The sequence below is a fragment of the Frigoribacterium sp. CFBP 13712 genome, assembly GCF_014842255.1.
In the GTDB taxonomy this organism is placed as follows: domain Bacteria; phylum Actinomycetota; class Actinomycetes; order Actinomycetales; family Microbacteriaceae; genus Frigoribacterium.
Genome location: NZ_JACYVH010000001.1, coordinates 712,487 through 732,981 on the forward strand (window position 1 = coordinate 712,487; position 20,495 = coordinate 732,981).

Sequence of the window (20,495 nt, forward strand, 5' to 3'; positions counted from 1 at the left end):
CGCTGCGCGATGACCTCGGGTGACACGCGGCGGCCGGGTCGATGCCGTGCCGCGCCTCCTCGGGTGACGCGCGGGTCAGGCGTCGGGGCGGGAGTGACCGCCGAGCGTCGGGACGGAGCCGGTGCGCGACGGGATGGTCCGCACCGAGCCCGTGACCACCGCGACCGACGACGTGATCGTGCGCAGGTTCGACGTCGACAGCGACACCTGCGAGTGCCCGATCGTCGGGAACCCGCGCCGGGCCAGCAGCACGACGACGAAGCTCCCGCCGACGATGACGGCCGCTGTGTAGGGCAGCGCCGCGAGCCCGGTCATCTCGAAGGCCCGGGCCCCGAGCGCCGCTCCGGCCGCGATGCCGACGTTCGACCCCGCGTTGATCAGCGCCCCCGCGATGTCGGGGCTCACGCCGCCGGTGCGGATCGCCGCGGCCATGAACAGGGTGCCCGTCGTGCCGTTCGCCGCCACCCAGACGCCCGCGACGACGAAGGTGCCGATCAGCGAGCCGTGCACGAACGGCAACGCGCCGAGGGCGAGCGTCATGACCCCGACCGCGACGAGCAGCGTCTGCCGCGGCGCCCGGTCGACGAACGCCCCGGCGACGAGCAGGCCGACGACGCCGGTCGCCCCGAGCACGAGCAGCGCCGTGCCCGTCGAGCCCGTGCCGAGCCCCGCGTCCACCAGGTAGGGCCCGATGTAGGTGTAGACCACGTAGTGACCCGCGAAGAGCAGCAGATCGGCGACGACCACGGCCAGCAGACCGCTGCGGGCCCACGACGCGACCGACCCGATGTGCGGATAAGACTCGCCGCGCACCGACGGCAGGAAGACGAGCGCGACGACGGCGAGCAGCGCCGAGGCCACCGCCACGCCGGTGACGGCGAGACGCCAGCCGACCTGGTCGCCGACGGTCGTCGCGACGGGCACGCCGATCACGAAGCCGAGCGAGCTGCCCGAGTAGACGAACGCGATCGCGCGCCCCGCCAGCCGAGGAGGCACGATGCGGGTCGCGTAGGCCGACGCGACCGAGAAGAAGAGCGCGTGGGCGACGCCGCCGACGATGCGCCCGGCGCAGAGGAACTCGAAGCTCGGAGCGAACGCCACCATCAGGTTCGACACCGTGTACCCGACGAGGGTCGCGACGAGCACGGCCTTGCGGGGCACCCGCGCCGTCGCCCACGTGAGGGGCAGCGCGAGCACGGCGACGGCGAGCGCGTACACCGTGACGACGACGCCCATGCGCGACTCGGCCACGCCCAGATCGGCGCTCATGGTCGAGAGCAGCCCGACGGGCATCAGCTCGGTGGTGATCGCGAAGAAGGTCGACAGCCCCAGCACGGCAATGCCGACGACCGCCGAGGCGGTGAGGGTGTGCGGCTGCTCGGTCTGGCTCCGACCGGTGGATGGACGGGCGAGTGTGTCGGTCACGGGCGTGCCTCCGTTCGGGCGGAGAGCGCGCACGACGAGAGGACTCGCCGGGAGGACGCCGACACGAGGCGTGCTGAGGCACGGGTCGCGGGGGCGATGCGCACTCGCCGCGATCGTTGCTGACGGGTGGGGATGGGATGTTGCCACTCCACGACGAGGGCGCTCCGTCCAGTGTGACATATCCCCCTCCCCCGGCCGCAAGGCCCGAGACCGTCTTTCTCAGAGGCTGCCGCGGGCGGGGGCGACTAGCGTCGGAGTCGTCGCGGCGGCCCTGACCCCCGTCGACAGAGAGGGACTCCATGTTCGAAGCCGAGAACCTGCGCGACTGGATCGGCATGCCCGTCGTCGACCCGAACGGCGACAAGGTCGGCACGCTCGAGAGCATCTACTTCGACACCTCGACCGAGCTGGCCACGTTCGCCACCGTGCAGGCCGGGATCGTCGGCAAGAAGCTGCTGTTCGTGCCGCTGCAGGGTGCGGTCGTCGCCCCGAAGCACCTCAAGGTGCAGTTCGACAAGAAGATCGTCAAGGACGCTCCCTCGATCGAGACCGACGGCGAGCTCGAGGCGTCGCGCGAGCCCGCCGTGTTCGAGCACTACGGCCTCGCCTACTCCGTCGGCTCGACCGGCGAGCGCCGCCTCGGGCGCCGCTGACCGGCATCCACCGTTTGATCCGACGGGGTCGACGTCGCCACGAGGCGGCGTCGACCCCGTCGGTCCGTTCAGCTGGTCTGCTGCACCCGCAGCTCGGCGAGTCCGACGTTCCGCGTGCTCGCGCTGACCGACGTGGTCGTGAAGGCGACCGACGTCGAGGCGCGCGAGGCGAATCGGACCGTCGTCGCGCCTCCTGCGGCATCGAGGGCCGGCACGGCGACCGTGCTGCCGTCCGAGAAGGTGAGCGTGCCGCCCGTCACGTCGTCGGCGAGGTTCGGGCGATCGTGCAGCACGATCGTGTCCATCGTCACCGGCGTCGCCCAGCGGAGCGTCAACGTCACCCCGACGCGCCCCCAGGGCGCGACCCATTCGTTCTGAGGGGCGTCGGGATAACCGCCCGCCACGCCGTCGATCGCCTTGGCGGCGGTCTGCCCGCCCGCCGCGTCGTCCCAGCTGGCGGTGGCGACGGCCCCGGTCGTCACGTCGGTCACCACGGGCGGGGTGACGACCGGCGCCGCCGTCGCCGAGCGCACCACGATCTCGGCCAGCCCGACGTTGCGGGTCGTGCTCGACACCGAGGTGACCGTCAGCACCACGGACGAGGAGGTGCGGGCCGGGAACGTCACCGTGCTCGCCGTCCCGTCGTCGGCGAGCGCCGGCACCGCCACCGTCGACCCGTCCGAGAACGAGAGGGTCGCCCCGGTGATGCGGTCGCTCGTGTTCGGCCGGTCGTGCAGCACGACCTGGTCGATGCTGCGAGCGGACGGCCAGGTCAGGGTCAGCCGGCTGCCGTCTCGACCGCCCGCGGTGGCCCATTCGGCCCGGTGGTCGCCCGGATACCCGTCGGCCACGCCGTCGATCGCCTTGACGGCGGTCTGGGAGTCGGCGGTGTTCTCGGAGCTCGCGGTGACCGTCGCCCCGGAGGTGACGTCGTACGCCGAGAGCGGCGCATGCGGGTCGACCGGCACGGTGACGACCGGCGTGGGCGGCGTGGTGGTCACGGTGCCGACCGTGTACTGGCGGCTGAACCACTCGCGCTCGGACCGGTTCCAGCAGGCGTCCCACCCGCCGCAGGTCGCCGGGTCGTGCTCGGCGTAGCGGAAGAAGACGTCGGCCTTGTCGAGCACCTGCGGCATGGTCAGGTTCGAGGGGCGATCGCGGATGCCGTAGCCCTGATACCCGGCGAACCCGTGCGGTGTCGCGTAGAGCCGCTGGGCGGCGTCGGTCAGATAGCCGACGACGTGGTGGTCGGGGTGATCGCCGTCGTGCATGGTGCCGAGGTGATCGAGCGTGTTCACGTTCGTCGGCTGGACCGCGGTCATCAGAGCCAGCAGCGTGGATCGCAGCGAGGCGAGGGTGTACGACGACGACCCGTCGACGGTCGTGAGGGAGTCGATCGCTCCCGTGTAGAGCGCGGTGAGGCTGGTGTCGTCCGTGCTCGGGAACCCGGCGCCGTCGGTGCCCCCGTCGGGCAGTCGCAGCGAGACGAGCTGCACGCGCGGGTCGGCATCGAGGCGGGCGACGGCGACGGCGCGGCCGTCGACGTCGACGTTCGACGTCGTCCACGCGTCGTCGACGTGGAGGATCTCGGCGTAGGCGGCTCGCGGCCCGAGCTCGCGCTCGCGCCAGTACTGCTCGACGTGCCCGCCGTCGCCGGCCGTGACGAACACCGTCGTCACGCAGCGCCCGGCCTGCAGATCGGCCACGAGCGTCGAGCTCTGGAACAGCAGGTCGTCGTCCTGGTGCGCGACGACGTTCAGCGTGGTGCCTGCGCCGCAGCCGGTCGGGGTGAGCGGATGCGGGGCGTGCCCGGTGTCGGCGGCGACGGCCGGTGCGGCGGCGAGGAGGGCGCCGGCCAGCGTCAGCGCGACGACGACCCCGGCGACGGGAGGCGACGACGGACGGCGCACCACGCCGCGCCGACTAGCCACGGACGGCCTCGGGGTCGGCGAGACGGTAGAGCACGGCGGTTGGGCTCGAGTAGACGACCTGCCAGCGGTCGTCGTCGGCGAAGGCCCGCCCGAGCTCCTGGTAGTCGGCGTAGGTCTGGAACCCGTAGCGCTCGTCGTAGGCGCCCAGCACGTCCGACACCAGCACGTAGTACTCCGATGCCTGCCAGCCGAGGGCGAACTGGCTGGTGAGCTCGCGCTCGTCCGCGACGGCGTCGTAGTCGGGGCCCGTGTCGGCGTAGCCGCCCAGCGACTCGCGGGGCACGTACTGCACCTCGTCGTACTTGGCCGTCCGTGCGCCCGGGGTCGCGTTGCCGTTGCCCGGCACGAGCAGGGCGGCGCCGAACTCGGCCTCGTCCTCGAAGGCGAGGGTGGCGCGGGTGGTGTCGACGCTGGCGACCCGGTTCCAGTCGAGGGCCGTGTTGCCGAACACGTTGACGGCGACGACGACGACGAGCGCCACGGCGAGGGCGGTCGTGCCGAGACGGCGAGGGAGGCGGCGGGGCCAGGGCAGCATGACCGCGAGGATGCACAGCCAGGGGGCGGCGAAGAGCGTCACCCGGAAGATGCCCTCAGCGCCGTAGTTGGTGGCGATGATCAGGCTCACCGGGCTGGCTGCGGCGAGCACGAGCGCCCACTGCTGGCGGCTCTTGCGATGCAGCACGAACGACGCCAGGGCGGCGAGCCCGATGATCACGAGCACGACGGCCGGCAGACCGAACGCGAGCGTGTTGACCAGCGGCTTGCCGAGGGTTGCGCCGTCGTGCACCGGCGGTGCCGCGTTGTCGATCACGTTGCCGGCGGCGGCCGGGACCAGGAAGGTGCCGAGCACCGACCGGTTGGCCAGGGCCCAGACGACGGCGGGCGCCAGCACCAGGAGAGGGGTCCACCACGGTCGCACGAGTCGGAAGACCACGAAGACGCCGAGCGCCGCCGTGGTCAGGTACGGCGAGATCTGGTGCGTGACCGCGAGCGTCGAGCCGAGCACGAGGATGGCCGCGAGCGACCACCGGCCGAGGACTCCGGAGGCGCGGGGCCGGGCCGAGTGGGCCGGGTCGCCCGAGGCGACGAGCTCGCCGGGTGCGGCGGGTCGGCTCGTGAGGGCGAACGACGTCTCGCGCGCGGGGCGACCGGCGCCGAGCGCCAGGGCCGCGATGCACAGCGAGAGGACGATGCCGAGCGACTGCGGCGAGAAGTAGATGGTGTTGAGGGTCAGCGTGAGGGCGAAGAGACCCCCGGCGAGCCAGGCGCGGCCGTCGTCGGCGAGGAACCGGCGCGCCAGCACGGTGGCCGCGAGGGCGATCATGGGGGTGATCATCACCGGCCACCAGGTCGCCACGACCATCACGTCGCGGATGCCGGCGACGTCGGCCACCCACGCGACGCCCGAGAACAGACCCGCCCACGACTGGAAGATGTCGCGCCCCAGGGTGACTCCGCCGTCGGCCCGGATCGACTCGATCACGCCGACGTGGCGGGCGGCGCTGACCATCGTCGGGGTGCCGTAGACGATGGCCTGCGACAGGACGACCACGCCGCTGAGCGCGAGCAGCGGCAGAGCGGGGCTCCGGTGCGTGACGAGGGCGAAGACGGTCGCCGCCACGAGCAGGGCCAGACCCGCGAACCAGCCCGGGCCCTCGAGCGAGAAGAGTCCGCCGGGGGTGGGGTCGCCCCGCACGAGCAGCGACGATCCGACGACGAGCACCAGGGCGACGGCCGTGGCGAGGGGCACCCAGGGCAGGCGGTCCGCGATGCCGGGCCGCGCCTCCTCGATGTCGACGGAGTCGGTGACCGTCTCGACGAGGCCGTCGAGTCTCGCCGCGCGGTCGAGGCCGATCGCCATGATCTCGCGGACGGTCGCCGTCGCGAGCAGCACGATCGTCGCCATGACGACCGTGGTCATCGTCCCGGCCGGCTGCCAGACGTGCGTCCGGGCCATGGCGGTGCCGATCAGCACCGTCGCCGACAGGCTCGTCACCACGGCGATCAGCGTGAACCGCGACGACCGCATCGGAGCGGCCAGCAGCACGGGGGCGATGCCGAGCTCGAGCAGCAGGAAGACCGGCACCGCCAGCTCGCGGAGCGCCGTCGCCGGCGTGGCGAAGCCGATCCCGATGACGATGAGGGTCAGCCAGACGAGGCCGGCCGCGGCGAGCCGCCGGCCTGGCGACATCACCGCGTAGGCGTCGCGGGTCGGGACGAGGGTCGGGTGACTGCGGCTCGCGAGGTCGGGATCGGCGCTGTCGGGGCGCGCACTCGCGGGGGCAGAGTCAGCTCGGGTCACGAGTGATCTCCAGTGGGTAGCCGCCGACCATCACGGGTGGCGCGCTCGACCGACGGAGCCGTCTGACCCTGGGTGGGGGTCGCCTCGTCGGCGGGGTGGAAGAGCGCCGGGTTCGGGTCGGCGTGATTCGGGTTGCCGCCTCGCCCTCGGGTGTCGGGCGTGGCGGGTCCGTTCAGAGTAACTTGCGCTCTGCTCCCCGCGATACGCAGGGGCCGTACATCGACAGGGTGAACAGTGGACTACGCGTCGACCTCCCGGCGGGTGCCCCTCGATCGGGGGGTGCCTCGTTCGACGGGGGTCGCCTTGACCCGCGCGACGTCGCGGGCGATGATCGTTCGATCGTTCCGACGCGTCGGGTTCACCCGCGCCCGCCTCGGCGACGATCGCTACCCGAAGGAACCGACGACGTGCCTACCACCGAGAGAACCCGAGCGTCCTCTCGACGACGGCGGACGCGCGTCGCCGTCACCACGGTGGTCGTCCTCTCGGTCGTGGCGCTGGTCGGGCTGCCGATGATCGTCCTCGGCGAGGACTCCGGCGCCGTCACCCCGTGGAGCACCGACGGGGCGTCCGCCCCGGTGGCCCCCGTGCCGAGCGACGCGCCGACGTCGTACTCCCCCGCCGACCCTTCCGACACGGGCACCGCGCCTCCGGCGGGCGGGGTGCCATCCGCCCCGCACCTTGACATGTCGGCCGACGCCCCCGGTTCGGCGTCCACCGCCGACACGGCGTCCCCGAGCGGCGAGGCCGCACCCGTCGGCGACCTGCCGGGGTGGAGGCAGATCTTCGTCGACGACTTCGACACCCCGGTCGCCCGTGGGTCGTTCCCCGGGCCGTACGCGGACTCGTGGCTGCCGTACGACGGCTTCACCGACACCAACGACAACGGCACGTACCGGGCCGGCGCGATCTCCGTCGCCGACGGCATGCTGTCGCTCGGCGTCTCGGCCCTCGGCGACGAGGTCACGTCGTCGGCCGTCGTGCCGCTGGTCGACGGCGAATGGGGCGGGCAGACCCACGGCCGCTACAGCGTGCGCCTGCGCGCCGACCCCGTCGAGGGCTACAGCGCGGCGTTCCTGCTCTGGAGCGACGAGAACGACTGGGACGACGGCGAGATCGACTTCCCCGAGGGTCACCTCGACAAGGAGGTCAGGGCCTACAACCACAAGCTCGGCGACCCGTCCGAGAACTCGTTCGACCGCCGCACGGCCGTGCCGTTCAGCGAATGGCACACCTACACGATCGAATGGGGCCCCGACGAGATCGCCTTCCAGATCGACGGAGTCACCATCGGCACCACCCGCAGCGACATCCCCACGGCCAAGATGCACTGGGTGATGCAGATCGAGACCCTCAAGAGCGCCCCGCCGGACGGCGCGCAGGGCGCCGTCCACATCGACTGGGCCACGATCTACCGCTACGACGGCTGAGCGGCTCCCCGGCTGCGCCCGCCCGCTCGACGACGGGCCCGCCGCCCCGGGCCCCGACGGCGGGCGTGCGCCGTCAGCACGGCCTCGAGGGCGTCGATGTGCTGCTCGTGGGGGAACCCCTCGGCGACCCGGTCACGGCAGCGCTCGCCCAGACCGGGGTCGTCGTGCCGCCAGTCGAGCACCGACGCGATGCGGGCGGCGAGGTCGAGCGGATCGGCCGGGCGCACGAGCAGGCCGGCGAACTCGCCCGAGAGCACCTCGGAGACCGCCCCGACGTCGGTGCCGACGGCCGGTCGCCCCGTCGACATGGCCTCGATCAGCACGCGACCGAAGGCCTCGGGCAGATGCGAGGCCATGACCACGAGGTCGGCGGCGTGCAGCAGCGGGACGACGTCGCGCCGGGCGTCGAGCAGACGGTACGACCCCTCGGGCAGACCGGCCAGAGCCTCGAGCACCTCGGGTTCGACCGGTGCCGGCCCCGCCAGCACGAGCACCGCGCGCTCGGGGTCGAGGGCGAGCCCGCGCCAGGCCTCGACGAGCGTCAGCACGCCCTTCTCGACCGACAGTCTCCCGTAGCTCAGCACCACGCGGGCTCCGGGGGCGATGCCCAGTCCGAGGTCGAGACGGGCGCTCTCGAGCTCCGCCGCGCCTCCTCGGGGGTACTCGTCGGCGGAGACGGCGTTGTGCACCACGGTGATGCGCTCGGGCGAGATCCCGGCGGCGACCCAGAGGGTCTTCATGAACTCGGAGACGGCGACGAAGTGCGCGACCCCCGTCATCACCAGCCGGGTGCGGTGGAAGTTCGGCGCGTGGTGCAGGTGGCAGACGATCGGCAGCCCGGCCCAGCGCGCCGCGAGCTGCGCCCAGACGATCTGCTCGGGGCGGTTCAGCCACAGCACGTCGGAGGCGAGGCTCCGCGCCCGTGCGATCGACGGTGCGAAGCGCCGCAGATCGCGGAGCACGCTCGACCGGTCGACGTCGAACGGGTACGGCCCGATCGGCTCGACCCCGACGGACGCGTACTCGGCACGCTGCACGCCGTCGTGGTGGAACAGCACGTCGACGCGGTGACCGCGACCCACGAGGCCCACGGTGTCCTGCAGCATGCAGAGCTCGACGCCGCCGACCGGTCGCAGCCGCTCGGCGGTCGTCAGCACCCTCAGGGGCGTCGACGACCCGGCTCGCGGTCCCGCCGGATCCGGGCGGAGCCGAGGAGGCGCGGTCACGATCGCACGGCCACCGGCGCATCGGCCGGGCGCACGGCGATCGCACGTGCGAGTCGCCGGCTCCGCAGGTAGGCGAGCGGCCCCTTGGGGTAGTCCCGCAGCTCGTTCAGCACGAGCGACCGGGGGTACTCGTCTTCGAGTCCGGCGGGGCGGCTCTCGGCGGCGTCGGACGCGCCTCCTCCGATGCGGGAGAGACTCTGCGCCGCCATCGACCGCACGGCGAGGGGCAGCTGCCAGGCCAGCCCCGCGATGTGACGGCGGTCGCCGAGCACGAGCGAGGTGAGCATGGCGGTGAAGCCCAGCCCGTTGCCCCGCAGCTGCTTGAGCAGCTCGTCGGTGCCGCGACGGTGACGGTGGTGCACGATCGCGGCCGGTTCGTAGGCGATGCGGCCGCCCGTCCAGAGGACCCCGATGAACGCGGCGAGGTCCTCGCCGCCGCGGGCGGGCGTGCCCGTGCCGAGGGCCAGGTCGAAGCCGCCGATCCGCTCGAGCGCGCTCCGCCGGAACGACATGTTGGCCCCGGCGCCGTACGCGCCGACGCCGTAGACCGCGAAGCGGCGCACCACCTCGCCGTCGTCGACGACCGTGATCCGCGCCCCGCGCACCAGGCGCGACGCCGGGCGTTCCGCGTCGAGCACGAGCGGTCGCCAGGTCCGCTCGCCGCTGAAGCCGCCGTAGTAGCGCTCGAACCAGATCTGGGCCGGGGTGTCGAGCTCGGCGGGGAGGATCAGACCGGTGACGGCGTCGACCCGGGGGTCGTCGACGAAGCGCTGGGCGAGCTCGCGCAGCCAGTTCGGCTCGACCCGCACGTCGTCGTCGGTGAAGACGATGATGTCGCCCCGGGCCGCGGCGACGCCGGCGTTCCGCCCGGCCGAGATGCCCTTGCGGGGCTCGTGGATCGCACGGACCCGGTCGCGACCCGCCACGAGCCCGGGCAGGACGTCGTCGGACGGGAGCACGGGCCGGTTGTCGACGATCAGGAACTCGACGTCGGGGTAGTCGACGTCCGCGAAGCCGTCGAGCATGAGCTCGAGGTCCTCCCGCCGACCGACGATCGTCGACACGACGACGGTGACGGCGGGGAGGCGGTCGTCCGGGAGGCGCGGCGGGCGCGACGCCTCGTAGCGGACCGAGTCGTCGCGCAGATCGGTGAGCGGCGTCAGGGCCGTGCGCGCCGCGGCCGGGTCGTCGGTGAGCATGACGTCGGCCACGCCGACGGGGAGACCCCGCCAGGTGCCGAACACCATGGCCGAGTCGTACCGGTCGTCGGCCACCAGGTCGGGGAGCGGCTCGGCGAGGTCGAGGACGACGACCCGGCGCGGGGCCGGTTCGACGACCTGGGGGCGGCGGGTCATGAGGTCTCCTGGTCGTGGCGTGATCGGTGCGCGGGCATGGCGGCGACGGGGTCGTCGAGTGCTGGGTCGTCGAGGGCGGGAGCTTCGGGTGCGGGGGCCTCGGGTGCGGGGGCCTCGGCGGCGTCCTCGGCGACGACCTCCGGGGGGCGGCGGGCGGCGGCGAGACGGCGGAGGAACCACGGCAGGCAGGCCAGCGCGACGATGCAGCGCCCGATGTTCCACTCGAGGGTCTGCGGCAGCGCGATGGTCGCCGCGGCGACGACCACGCTCGCCAGCACGGTGAGCAGGAGTCCGACCGGGGCGCCGTGCCACGCGACGCGCTTCGGCAGGACGACGAGCTGCAGGCCCGCGAGGACGGAGTAGGCGATGACGGTCGCGACGGCCGCGCCGAGGATGCCGAGCGGCGGCACCAGCAGGAGGTTCAGGCCGACGTTGGCCGCCGCCGCGACGCCGGTGATGACGCCGAGGGTCTTGGCCCGCCGCTCGATGGTCAGCAGGCGGCCGCTCGCGCCGCCCGCGGTCGCCGGGTAGGCCGTCAGCGCCACGACGAAGACGACGATGGTGAGACTCGACGGGTCGAAGCTCGCCGGCACGAGGATCGGCATCGCGAAGGGGGTCACGAGAGTCAGGGCGACGATGATCGGGTTCAGCAGACGGTAGATCTCGTTGCGCGCCGTCATCGCGAGCGCGAACCGGGCCGTCTCGTCGCGCATCTTCGCGAAGTGCGGCGCCCACGCGCTGTTGGTGAACGAGAGCAGCAGGATCACCGACGAGCCGACCACGTACGCGACCTGGTACTGACCGACCGCGTCGGGGCCCATCAGCCGCTGCAGCACGATGCGGTCGCCGGCGTTCAGGACGAAGTACGCCAGGCTCGCCAGGGCGAGCGGCACGCCGAACGAGAGGGCGCGCTTCGCGACCGGCCCGTTCACCAGACCGCCGATCAGCGGTCGGGTGAAGCAGAGCCCGATCACCATGGCCAGGGTCTGGCTGATGACGCTGCCCCACGCGTAGGTGAGCGCGCCGCCGCCGAGGGCCAGCAGCAGGGTCAAGCCGATCGCCTGGCCTCCTACGGCCGACACGATGCTCGTCGTGGCGAACGCCCGGAAGCGGTCTTCGGCGAGCAGCAGGGCGAGCATCACCTGGACGGCCGCCGACGGGGCAGCCCACAGCAGGACGACCAGGAGCAGGTCGTGCTCGCTGCCGAAGCCGAGCGCTCCGGCCCAGAACGGCACGGTGAGAACGGCCGCCGCGGTGGCGACGAACGAGATGACGAGGCCGACGGCGACGAGCCCTCGGGCATTTCGGGCATCGCCGTCCTCCGCGTGCTGCAGCACGAGAGCCTGGTCGAGACCGAGCAGCGCCAGCACGCTGAGCACCTGGAAGATCGCCTGCGCGGTCGAGAAGGCGCCGAAGTCGGTGACGCCGAGCAGGTGGGCCAGCACCGGCGAGACCACCGTGCCGACGACCAGCTGCAGCGACCAGATGATCACGTACAGCAGACCGCGCCCGAAGAGCCGCGACTGGTCCGGGGCGGCGGGGGCGGCGTCCGGGCCCGGCGACCCGATGCTCGGGGTCGGGTCGGCGACCGGCGGCGGGTCGAAGACCGGCATTCCGGCCACCGGTGACGCAGCCGACGGGCGCGGATCGGGTTCGGCGGCGTGCCGGGGCGAGGTCGGGGGCAGCCGGGTCTCGGCGGGGTCGTCGGGTCTCTCGGGCGGGGCTGACCGCATGGGTGGTGTCCTGTCAGGTTCGGGTCCTGGACGCAGCCTGCCGGACGCTTCGGGGCGCGTCGGCGTCGTCGACCGGGCCGAGGGGTAAGCGAGCCTGGTCGAGCGTCGAAGACTGAAGCTATCTCATGGTCGAGCGTCGGACAATGCCGCGTCCGGGGTGCGCGAGCGCCGCGTGGCGGCCCGCTCACCCGGTCTCACCCGCGGGTGCCCTGACTCCCGTGCGACCCCGCTGAGCTGCGGGTCAGCGGATCGTCGGGTCAGAGGATCGTCGTGACGACGTCGACCAGGCTGGGGCGCGCGGGGGCCGAGCCGAAACCGAAGCGCACCGGCGGGCTGAGCGGCGCCAACGGCCCCAGATCGTCGCCCGCCCGCGTGGTCACGGCCGCCGAGACGTCGCGGACGAGCGTCACGCCGTAGTACTCGCGCTTGCCGCCGCCCGCCGAGCCGGCCGTCCGCGCACCCCGGACGAGCACCCGCGCGACCGGATCGATCAGCCGGAGCCACAGCGGCGCGGTCGCGACCCGACGCGGCACGATGCGCATCAGCATGCCGAGCGGCGACACCGCGCCGACGGTCAGCCGCACGGCGAGATCGCCGGCGGTCACCGCGATGCCGCCGTCGACGCGCCGCGTCTCGACCGGCACGACGCGCACCTCGTCGAACGTGTAGGTCGACGAGACGTAGTCGGCGACGGCCTGCGAGGGAGCCAGAAGGAGGCGGTGGCCGGTGACGTCCTCGATCATCACGTCCGTGAAGCGGCCAAGCGGCGAACGTTCCCACATGCCGATCACGACACGCGTGCCCGAGGCGGTGCCGATGCCGGCGATCCGACCCTCGAAACGGGCTGCAGACGCACGACGACTCATGCGGGCGACGGTACGCCGTCGTCGCCGGGGCCGCGCCGTCTTCGCGAGTGCCGACCCGCGCCTCCTACGGGGCCGCGTCCTCGGGGACGGCACCGCGCCTCCTCGGAGTCAGTACCCGGCGTCGACGTCGACGACTCCGACGGGCTCCTTCGCCGCGGCGAGCGCCTCGATGTTCGCGCGGACGCGCTCCTGGAAGAGCGGCTCGGTCATGTCGTCGGTGTTCGCCTGATGCGGGGTGATCAGGGCGCGCGGCTCGTTCCAGAGCGGGTGACCGTCGGGCAGCGGCTCGGGGTCGACCACATCGAGCCCGGCACCGCCGATGGTGCCCTCGGCGAGCGCCGCGACGAGCGCGTCGGTGTCGACGAGGGGCCCGCGCGCGATGTTGACGAGCACGGCGGTGTCTTTCATGGCGGCGAGCCGCTCGGCGCCGATCAGGCTGGTCGTGCCCTCCGTGAGCGCCGCGGCGACGACCACGACGTCGGCGTCGGGCAGCACCTCGTCGAGGCGATCGGTGGTGACGGTGCGTGCGGCGCCCTCGACCTCGCGGGCGGTGCGGACGACCATCGACACCTCGACGTCGAACGGCTGCAGCAGCCGGAGCAGCTCGGTGCCGATGCCGCCCGCCCCGATGATCAGCACGTGACCGCCGTTCAGCGAGATGCCGCGCTGCGTCTGCTCCCACGACGAGGCGCGGGCCCGGATCTGCAGCGACCGCAGCGTGGCCAGTGTGAGCGCGAGCGCGTGCTCGGCGACGGGCGCGCTGTAGGCGCCCTTCGCACTGGTGAAGACGAGCCCGTCGCGGCGGGTGGCGCGCATGGTCTCGACGTACGCGTCGACCCCGGCGCTCGGCAGCTGCACGACGGCGACCCCGGGGTGCTCGTCGACGGCGCGGCGCAGCTCGGCCTGGTCGACGCGGCCGGCGACGACGATCATGCGGGTCTCGTCGCCGAGCTCGACCTCGCGGGCGCCGGTCTCGGCGAGCGCGCGCCGGGCCGGGGCCGCTCCCCAGGCGGCGGCCTCAGGGGCGGCGGCGGGCAGGATGGTCACGGCGAGATCGGTCATACGTCAACCTACCGAGCCCCGCGCCGCGCCTGCTCGGTTCCCGCCCCGCCCCCGCCTCCTCAGTTCCCGACCCGCGCCTCCTGGGCACGACCCCCGCCCCCCCGCGCCTCCTCAGTTCCCGCCCCGCGCCTCCTCGGCACGACCCCCACCCCTCCCCGGTGTGCGAATCGCGACCAGATCCGGCCTCACGGGGCCAGAACGGGTGTTTCACAAGGTGTGTGAACGCGCACAGGTCGGGTTCGGCCCGCGGGATCCCTCTGGCCAGGTCGGGTTCGGCACAGGCACCGCCCGGCCAGGTCGTGATCTGCACACGCCACCCGCCGACGACGTCGCGATTCGCACACGACGCCCACTGACCAGGTCGCGATTCGCACACGACACCCGCACTGACCAGGTCGCGATCCGCACACGCCTGCCACCGCCGAGGTCGCGATCCGCACACGACAGCCCAGCCGAGGAGGCGCGGCTCAGGAGGCCGTCAGCGCCGGCTCGTCGAGTCGGCCGGGCGAGCAGGCCTGGGCCCAGACGACGTCGAGCGACAGCCCGAGCACACCCGCGATCGCCGCGACGGTCGCGAACGACGGGGTCGCGATGCGCCCGGTCTCGACCTTCCGCAGGGTCTCGGGCGAGACGCCCGCGGCGATCGCCGTCTCGAGCATCGAGCGCTCGCCGCGGGCGCGGCGCAGCGTCGCACCGAGTCGGCGACCGCGCTCGACCTCGGCGGGGCTGAGAGGGAGTCGGACCATGCAGCCGATAGTAGTACCGGTACGACATGGCCGGTATAGTTATCGCCAGCCGCACGCCCGCCCGCACCCCACGCCCCACACCCCCGCACCCCCAGACCACCGCACCCCGAAAGGCCCCCCGCGTGATCGAGATCCTCACCCCCGACGAACTCCGCCGAGCCCGGCGCACCGGTGCGCTGGTCGGCGACATCCTGCACGAGCTGTCGGGGCGCGCCCGGGTCGGCACGAACCTGCTCGAGATCGACCGGTGGGCGCGCGAGATGATCCTCGAGGCCGGGGCCACGTCGTGCTACGTCGACTACGCGCCGTCGTTCGGGCGGGGTCCCTTCGGGCACTACATCTGCACCGCGGTGAACGACGCGGTGCTGCACGGGCTCCCCCACGACTACGCGCTGGCCGACGGAGACCTGCTGACCCTCGACCTCGCGGTCGTGCTCGACGGCATCGCGGCCGATGCGGCCGTCAGCTTCGTGGTGGGCGACTCCCCCCAGCCCGAGAGCGACGCCCTGATCGACTCGACGCGCCGCGCCCTCGCGGCCGGCATCGCGGCGGCCGGCCCCGGTGCTCGCCTCGGCGATCTGTCGGCGGCGATCGGCGCGGTGCTCAGCGCCGACGGCTACCCGATCAACGTCGAGTTCGGCGGCCACGGCATCGGCTCGACGATGCATCAGGACCCTCACGTGGCGAACACCGGTCGCGCCGGCCGCGGCTACAAGCTCCGCCCCGGTCTGCTGCTCGCCCTCGAGCCGTGGATCATGGCCGACACCGACGAGCTGGTCACCGACCCCGACGGCTGGACGCTCCGCAGCGCGACCGGCAGCCGCACACCGAGCACACGATCGCGATCACCGAGACCGGCGCCGAGATCATGACGCTGCCGGCGCACCTCCGCGCCTGAACCCCCGGGCGCCCCGCGGGAGCAGCATGGGCGCATGACCGACCACGACGACAAGGCCACGCGCGACGAGTTCGGCGACGCCGTCAACATGACCGCCTCCGAGCTCGAGCGCTGGCTCGACACCGACGAGTCGAAGGAGGTCGGCCAGAAGACCGACGGCCATGAGTCGACCGGTCACGCGAGCGGTCGGCGCATCGTCGGCATCCTGAAGAAGAAGCAGGCCGACTGCACCGACGACGACTACGCCCACATGCGCAAGGTCGTCGGCTACGTCGCCCGCCACTCGAAGCAGCGCCCCGACGGCGACGTCACCGACACGCCCTGGCGCTGGTCGCTGATGAACTGGGGCAACGACCCCCTGAAGTAGTCCCGGCTCCGTCAGGGCGGGTCGGGCCGAGCGGACCCGACCGGGTCGACGGGAGCCGAGGAGGCGCGGCTAGGCGCCGTCCGTCGACTGACGGGCCCGGAACGCCACCATGTTCATGCGGTTGCCGCATCGGACGCTGCAGAACCGCTTCGAGCCGTTGCGCGACAGGTCGACCAGCACGCCGTCGCAGTCGGGCGCCTCGCACGCCCGGAGGCGCCCGACCTCGTCGGAGCGGATGACGTCGACGAGGGCCAGCGCCGCCTCCACGCGGATGCGCACGGCGAGCGGAGCGTCGTCGGCCGTCGCGTGCACGTGCCAGTCGAAGTCGTCGTGCCGCACGAGGCGCGGTGTCGCGTCGGCGGCGGCGAGCAGGGCGTTGACCTCGCCGACCATGGTCTCGCGATCGAGCGACCACAGTCGTCGCAGCTCGGCCCGGGCCTCGTGCACCTCGCGCAGCTCGCGCTCGTCGTGGTCGATGCGCCCCGAGAAGCCGCTCTCGGCCAGCAGCCCGCCGAGCTGCTCGATCGTCGCGAGCTCGTCGGCACCCGACCTCGACGCCGAGGCGGACGTGTTGAGCAGCACGACGTCGAAGGCGAGGACGTCGGTCGTGTCAGGGGCGAAATGCAAGTTGACTCCTTATCCGCAGACACCCTAGCGTCAGGACCACCACCTCCTCCAGCCCCTGACCAGAAGGCGTCCCATGTCGCATCACCCGACCACGCGGGGCCTGCTCGTCGCCCTCGTCGCCGCCACCTCGTTCGGCGTCTCGGGCGCCCTCGTCAAGCCCCTCCTCGAGGGCGACTGGAGCCCCGCCGCGGCCGTCACCGTTCGCGCCCTCGTCGGCGGTCTCGTGCTGGTCCCCTTCGCCCTCCGCGCCCTGCGCGGTCGCAGGCGCACCCTCTGGACGGCCCGGTGGCGCATCCTCGGCATGGCCGTCGTCGGCGTGGTCGGCACGCAGGTCTTCTACTTCGCAGCCGTCCGGCGCATCCCCGTCGGCACCGCGATCCTGATCGAGTACATGGCACCGCTCCTCCTCGTCGCGGTCGCCTGGGTCGTGACCCGTCGCCGACCGGCCGCGGTCGTCCTGATCGGCGCCGCCGTCGCCGCCGGAGGACTCCTGCTCGTCGTGTCGCCGAGCGGCGGCGGTCGTCTCGATCCCATCGGCCTCGCCTCGGCGGCCGTCGCGATGGTCTGCTGCGCCGCCTACTTCGCCATCGCGGCCCGACCGGCCGAGGGGCTCCCTCCCGTGGCGCTGGCCTGCGCCGGGCTGCTGCTCGGGGTCGTCGTGCTCGCGATCGTCGGGCTGGCCGGCCTGGTCCCCTACACGGCGTCGACGGCACCGGTCGAGCTCTTCGGCGCCACGACCGCGTGGTGGGTCCCGATGCTCGCCGTCGGCGTCGTCGCCACCGCGATCTCGTACGCGGCGAGCATCACCGCGACCACGATGCTGGGGTCGCGACTGGCGTCGTTCGTCGGCCTGCTCGAGGTCGCCGCCGCCGCGCTGTGGGCATGGATCCTGCTGGGCGAGTCGCTCACCCTCCTGCAGGGGCTCGGCGGCGCGGCGATCCTCGCGGGGATCGCCTTCGTGCGCTCGGATCGCGAGGGCCGACCTGAGGACGCCGTGGCCGAGGCCGCGTCCGACATCGGCCCCGTGCCCCAGGCGGCACCCGCGCCCGCCGTCGGCACGCCGGACGCGGCTCCCCCGGGGGCTAGCGTGGAACGGTGACCCCGTTGACCCTCGGCCTGGCCGCCGCCGCGATCATGCTGGGGGCGCTGACCCAGCGCATCTCGGGGATCGGCTTCGCCCTCACCGCCGCGCCCCTGCTCGTCATCGTGCTGGGCCCCGAGGCCGGCGTCACCGTCGGCAACGTGCTCGCCGCCGCCCTCGCCGCGGTGCTGCTGGCCCAGACGTGGCGCACCGTGCGGTGGCGGCGTGCCCTGCTGCTCGTCGCACCGGCTCTCGTCGCCGTCCCGATCGGGGCGTGGGTCGTCCGCACCGCCCCGACCGGGCCCCTGACCGTCGCCGTCGGAGTGCTCGCCCTGGTCGGCGTGCTCGTCATGGCGTTCTCGTCGACAGTGCGGCTGCTGCCCGGCCCGGGAGGCGCGGTGGCGGCGGGCGCGCTCGGCGGCTTCATGAACGTCACGGCCGGGGTCGGCGGCCCAGCGCTGACGGTGCACGCGACGAGCGAGCGGTGGTCGCGCGACGTCTTCGTGGGCACGGGGCAGGTGTTCCTCCTCTCGGTCAACCTCGCGTCGGTGCTGTCGAAGGGCGTGCCGTCGGAACCCTGGGGAGTCTGGGTCGGCGCCTTCGCCGCCCTCCTGATCGGCGCCGTAGCCGGCCACCGCCTGAGTCGGCACGTGTCGGCCCGCGTGGGGCGCATCCTCGTGCTCGTGCTCGCCGCGGTCGGCAGCGCGGCCGCGGTCGTCCGGGGCGTTCTGCTGCTCTGAGGGTCGAAGGCGGATGGTCTCGCGGCGCTTGTCGCCGGGCCGCCCCGTGCGGCAGCATGGCGTCATGCCCTCGCTGACCGCCGTCTGCCGCGTCCACGCCCTCCTCGACGACTCGGGCTCGGTGGGCGTCACGGCCATCGACAAGCGACCCGTCGACGGCCCGGTCGAGGTCAAGCGGCTCGGCGTCCGCGGCGACGTCCAGGCGAGTCGCGCCCACCACGGCGGCCCCGACAAGGCCGTCTACGCGTACGCCGACTCCGACGCCGAGCACTTCGCGGGGATCCTCGGCTACGAGGTGACTCCCGGGCTCTTCGGCGAGAACCTGCGGGTCGACGGGCTCGACGTCACCGGCGCCGTCATCGGCGAGCGCTGGGCCGTGGGCGAGACGCTCGTGCTGCAGGTGACCATGCCCCGCACGCCGTGCGCGACCTTCGCCCGCCGGCTCGGCGAGAGCGGCTGGGTCAAGCGGTTCCAGGCGGAGGGACGCCCCGGCGCGTACCTGTCCATCGTCAAGGCCGGCCCGATCCGGGCGGGCGATCCGATCGAGGTCGTCTCGCGCCCCGCGCACGGGGTCACCATCGGCGACGTCTTCGCGGGTCTCGAGCCCGAGCAGGCGTCGGCGCTCCTGGCCTCGCCCGCGCCCCGGCTCAGCGAGATCGTGCACGGCCTGGCCGAGAAGGCGCTGACCCGCGCAGCCGTCGGCGCCTGACCAGGCCGACCCGCGCCTCCTCGGCCCCGGGGTCAGACGCGCTGCTGCCGCGGTACGACGACCCGCTCGAAGACGAGCACGCCCGCCGTCGCGATCGGGATGGCGACGAGGGCCCCGAGCACGCCGCCGAGGGCCCCGCCGCCGAACGCCGCGACGATCACGAGGGCACCGGGCACCGCCACCGCCTTCGACATTACCCGCGGGGTCAGCACGTACGCCTCGATCTGCGCGTAGACGAGCAGCACGACGCCGACCACGAGCGCGGTGACGGGCGAGACGGTGATCGTCGCCGCCACGATGACGGCGTACGCGACGACCGTGCCGACCACGGGGATCAGCGCCCCGAGGAACGCCAGGGTCGCGAAGAGCACGGGCACGGGGCCGCCGGCGATCGAGAGCACGATGAACACGAACACGGCGTTGACCGCGGCGAGCACGACCTGACCGGCGACGTAGCGGCCGACCGACAGGAAGATCTCGTCCGAGATGTCCATCACGCGCTCGCGGTGGCTGCGGGGCACGGCCCGGCTGAGCGAGCGGAGCATCTGCGGCAGGGTGATCGCGAAGTACAGCGTCAGGATCGCGACGACGATGACCGCCGTGATCGCCGAGGTGATGCCCTGACCGACGGCCAGGATGCCGCCGCCGAGCGCGAGCAGCTGATCGGGGTCGAGCAGGTACGACGACACCGCGCCCACCGCGTCGTCGATGTCGAAGTCGAAGCCGACGGTCTCGACGGCCTGCTGCACCCACGGCTCGCGCGACAGCTGCTGCAGGGTGGCTGGGGTCTCGCGGATCACGTAGCCGATCTGCTCGACCAGGGCCGGGACCACGGCGGCGACGATGCCGACGACGACCCCGATCACGAGCACGACGGCGACGACCACCCCGACCCAGCGCGGGGCGCCCGCGCGGACGAGTCGGCGGACCACCGGTTCGAACGCCAGCGCGAGGAAGAACGCGAGCCCGATGTACACGAGGATCGTCGACAGCGCCATCAGCGAGACGATGATGCCGACGCCGAGTCCGCCGCCGAGCGTGGCGATCAGACCGAAGCGGAACGCCCCCGTGCGACGGGCGGGGTCAGGAGGCGCGGGGTGCGTCGCGCCCGTCGGCCCGGTCGCCGTCGCCGAACGACGGACGGAGCGGGCGCGTGAGGAGAGAGCCATGCGACCATCCTGGCGTGCCGCCGCGGCTGGGGGCCGCCGGCACCGGGGGCCGCCGGCACCGGGGGCCGCCGCGGCTGGGGGCCGCCGGCGCCGGGGGCCGCCGCGGTCGGGGGCCGCCGGGCACGACACGACCCCGCCCGGTCGCCGGCCGCAGCGGTCTGCGGTCGAGGCCCGA

17 protein-coding genes and 1 pseudogene are annotated in these 20,495 nt (G+C 73.4%); 7 read left to right on the plus strand and 11 right to left on the minus strand.

Translation table 11 applies throughout. The features are described from left to right. Nucleotides 1-75 precede the first annotated feature (75 nt). Nucleotides 76-1,425, minus strand: a complete 1,350-nt coding sequence (locus tag IFT51_RS03365; protein WP_192059069.1) for an MFS transporter — start codon at nt 1,423-1,425, stop codon at nt 76-78. A gap of 299 nt (nt 1,426-1,724) precedes the next feature. Between IFT51_RS03365 and IFT51_RS03370 the strand changes: the two genes are divergently transcribed. Then, a complete protein-coding gene (locus IFT51_RS03370) occupies nt 1,725-2,078 on the plus strand; it encodes a PRC-barrel domain-containing protein (RefSeq protein ID WP_192059071.1) in 354 nt (117 codons plus the stop codon). Nucleotides 2,079-2,146: 68 nt separating this feature from the next. Here IFT51_RS03370 and IFT51_RS03375 read toward each other — a convergent pair whose 3' ends face one another. Next, nucleotides 2,147-4,009 (minus strand): PIG-L family deacetylase, encoded by a 1,863-nt coding sequence (locus IFT51_RS03375; RefSeq protein ID WP_192059074.1) that lies wholly within the window; start codon nt 4,007-4,009, stop codon nt 2,147-2,149. Continuing rightward, on the minus strand, nt 4,002-6,311 hold the full coding sequence (locus IFT51_RS03380) for a hypothetical protein (RefSeq protein ID WP_192059076.1): 2,310 nt from the start codon (nt 6,309-6,311) through the stop codon (nt 4,002-4,004). Before IFT51_RS03380 ends, IFT51_RS03375 begins: the two co-directional genes overlap by 8 nt. A gap of 407 nt (nt 6,312-6,718) precedes the next feature. On the opposite strand from IFT51_RS03380, the gene IFT51_RS15510 reads away from it, so the two are divergent. Beyond that, entirely contained in the window at nt 6,719-7,741 is a 1,023-nt protein-coding gene (locus IFT51_RS15510; protein ID WP_192059078.1) for a glycoside hydrolase family 16 protein, read from the plus strand. On the opposite strand, the gene IFT51_RS03390 is transcribed toward IFT51_RS15510, so the two are convergent. The 6 genes from IFT51_RS03390 to IFT51_RS03415 form a co-directional block, all read right to left on the minus strand. Next, nucleotides 7,729-8,898 (minus strand): glycosyltransferase family 4 protein, encoded by a 1,170-nt coding sequence (locus IFT51_RS03390; RefSeq protein WP_192059080.1) that lies wholly within the window; start codon nt 8,896-8,898, stop codon nt 7,729-7,731. The genes IFT51_RS15510 and IFT51_RS03390 overlap by 13 nt on opposite strands. A gap of 65 nt (nt 8,899-8,963) precedes the next feature. Further along, complete coding sequence (locus IFT51_RS03395; RefSeq protein WP_192059082.1) at nt 8,964-10,322, minus strand: glycosyltransferase family 2 protein; 1,359 nt, start codon at nt 10,320-10,322, stop codon at nt 8,964-8,966. Next, nucleotides 10,319-12,055, minus strand: a complete 1,737-nt coding sequence (locus tag IFT51_RS03400; protein ID WP_192059084.1) for a lipopolysaccharide biosynthesis protein — start codon at nt 12,053-12,055, stop codon at nt 10,319-10,321. Before IFT51_RS03400 ends, IFT51_RS03395 begins: the two co-directional genes overlap by 4 nt. A 257-nt stretch (nt 12,056-12,312) precedes the next feature. After that, nucleotides 12,313-12,921 carry a hypothetical protein gene (locus tag IFT51_RS03405; RefSeq protein ID WP_192059087.1) on the minus strand — a complete coding sequence of 203 codons (609 nt, stop codon included), beginning with the start codon at nt 12,919-12,921 and terminating at the stop codon, nt 12,313-12,315. A gap of 108 nt (nt 12,922-13,029) precedes the next feature. Next, nucleotides 13,030-13,983 (minus strand): NAD(P)-dependent oxidoreductase, encoded by a 954-nt coding sequence (locus tag IFT51_RS03410; RefSeq protein ID WP_192059089.1) that lies wholly within the window; start codon nt 13,981-13,983, stop codon nt 13,030-13,032. A gap of 467 nt (nt 13,984-14,450) precedes the next feature. Continuing rightward, nucleotides 14,451-14,729, minus strand: coding sequence for a helix-turn-helix domain-containing protein (locus IFT51_RS03415; protein ID WP_192059091.1), 279 nt, complete (start codon nt 14,727-14,729; stop codon nt 14,451-14,453). Between the two features lie 122 nt (nt 14,730-14,851). Here IFT51_RS03415 and map point away from each other — a divergent pair. Next, a pseudogene (map, locus tag IFT51_RS03420) lies at nt 14,852-15,627 on the plus strand (type I methionyl aminopeptidase). 34 nt (nt 15,628-15,661) lie between these two features. Continuing rightward, the gene (locus IFT51_RS03425; RefSeq protein ID WP_192059093.1) at nt 15,662-15,994 is read left to right on the plus strand and encodes a DUF3140 domain-containing protein; all 333 of its coding nucleotides are present in this window, start codon (nt 15,662-15,664) and stop codon (nt 15,992-15,994) included. 69 nt (nt 15,995-16,063) lie between these two features. Here IFT51_RS03425 and IFT51_RS03430 read toward each other — a convergent pair whose 3' ends face one another. Continuing rightward, nucleotides 16,064-16,621, minus strand: a complete 558-nt coding sequence (locus IFT51_RS03430) for a CGNR zinc finger domain-containing protein (protein WP_192059095.1) — start codon at nt 16,619-16,621, stop codon at nt 16,064-16,066. A 73-nt stretch (nt 16,622-16,694) separates the two neighbouring features. Between IFT51_RS03430 and IFT51_RS03435 the strand changes: the two genes are divergently transcribed. From IFT51_RS03435 to IFT51_RS03445, 3 genes are all read left to right on the plus strand, one after another. Continuing rightward, complete coding sequence (locus IFT51_RS03435; protein ID WP_192059097.1) at nt 16,695-17,720, plus strand: DMT family transporter; 1,026 nt, start codon at nt 16,695-16,697, stop codon at nt 17,718-17,720. Further along, complete coding sequence (locus IFT51_RS03440) at nt 17,717-18,442, plus strand: sulfite exporter TauE/SafE family protein (RefSeq protein ID WP_192059099.1); 726 nt, start codon at nt 17,717-17,719, stop codon at nt 18,440-18,442. The genes IFT51_RS03435 and IFT51_RS03440 overlap by 4 nt, the downstream gene beginning before the upstream one ends. Nucleotides 18,443-18,506: 64 nt before the next feature. Beyond that, nucleotides 18,507-19,151 carry an MOSC domain-containing protein gene (locus IFT51_RS03445; RefSeq protein ID WP_192059101.1) on the plus strand — a complete coding sequence of 215 codons (645 nt, stop codon included), beginning with the start codon at nt 18,507-18,509 and terminating at the stop codon, nt 19,149-19,151. 32 nt (nt 19,152-19,183) lie between these two features. Here IFT51_RS03445 and IFT51_RS03450 read toward each other — a convergent pair whose 3' ends face one another. Continuing rightward, the gene (locus IFT51_RS03450) at nt 19,184-20,320 is read right to left on the minus strand and encodes an AI-2E family transporter (RefSeq protein WP_192059103.1); all 1,137 of its coding nucleotides are present in this window, start codon (nt 20,318-20,320) and stop codon (nt 19,184-19,186) included. Nucleotides 20,321-20,495 lie beyond the last annotated feature (175 nt).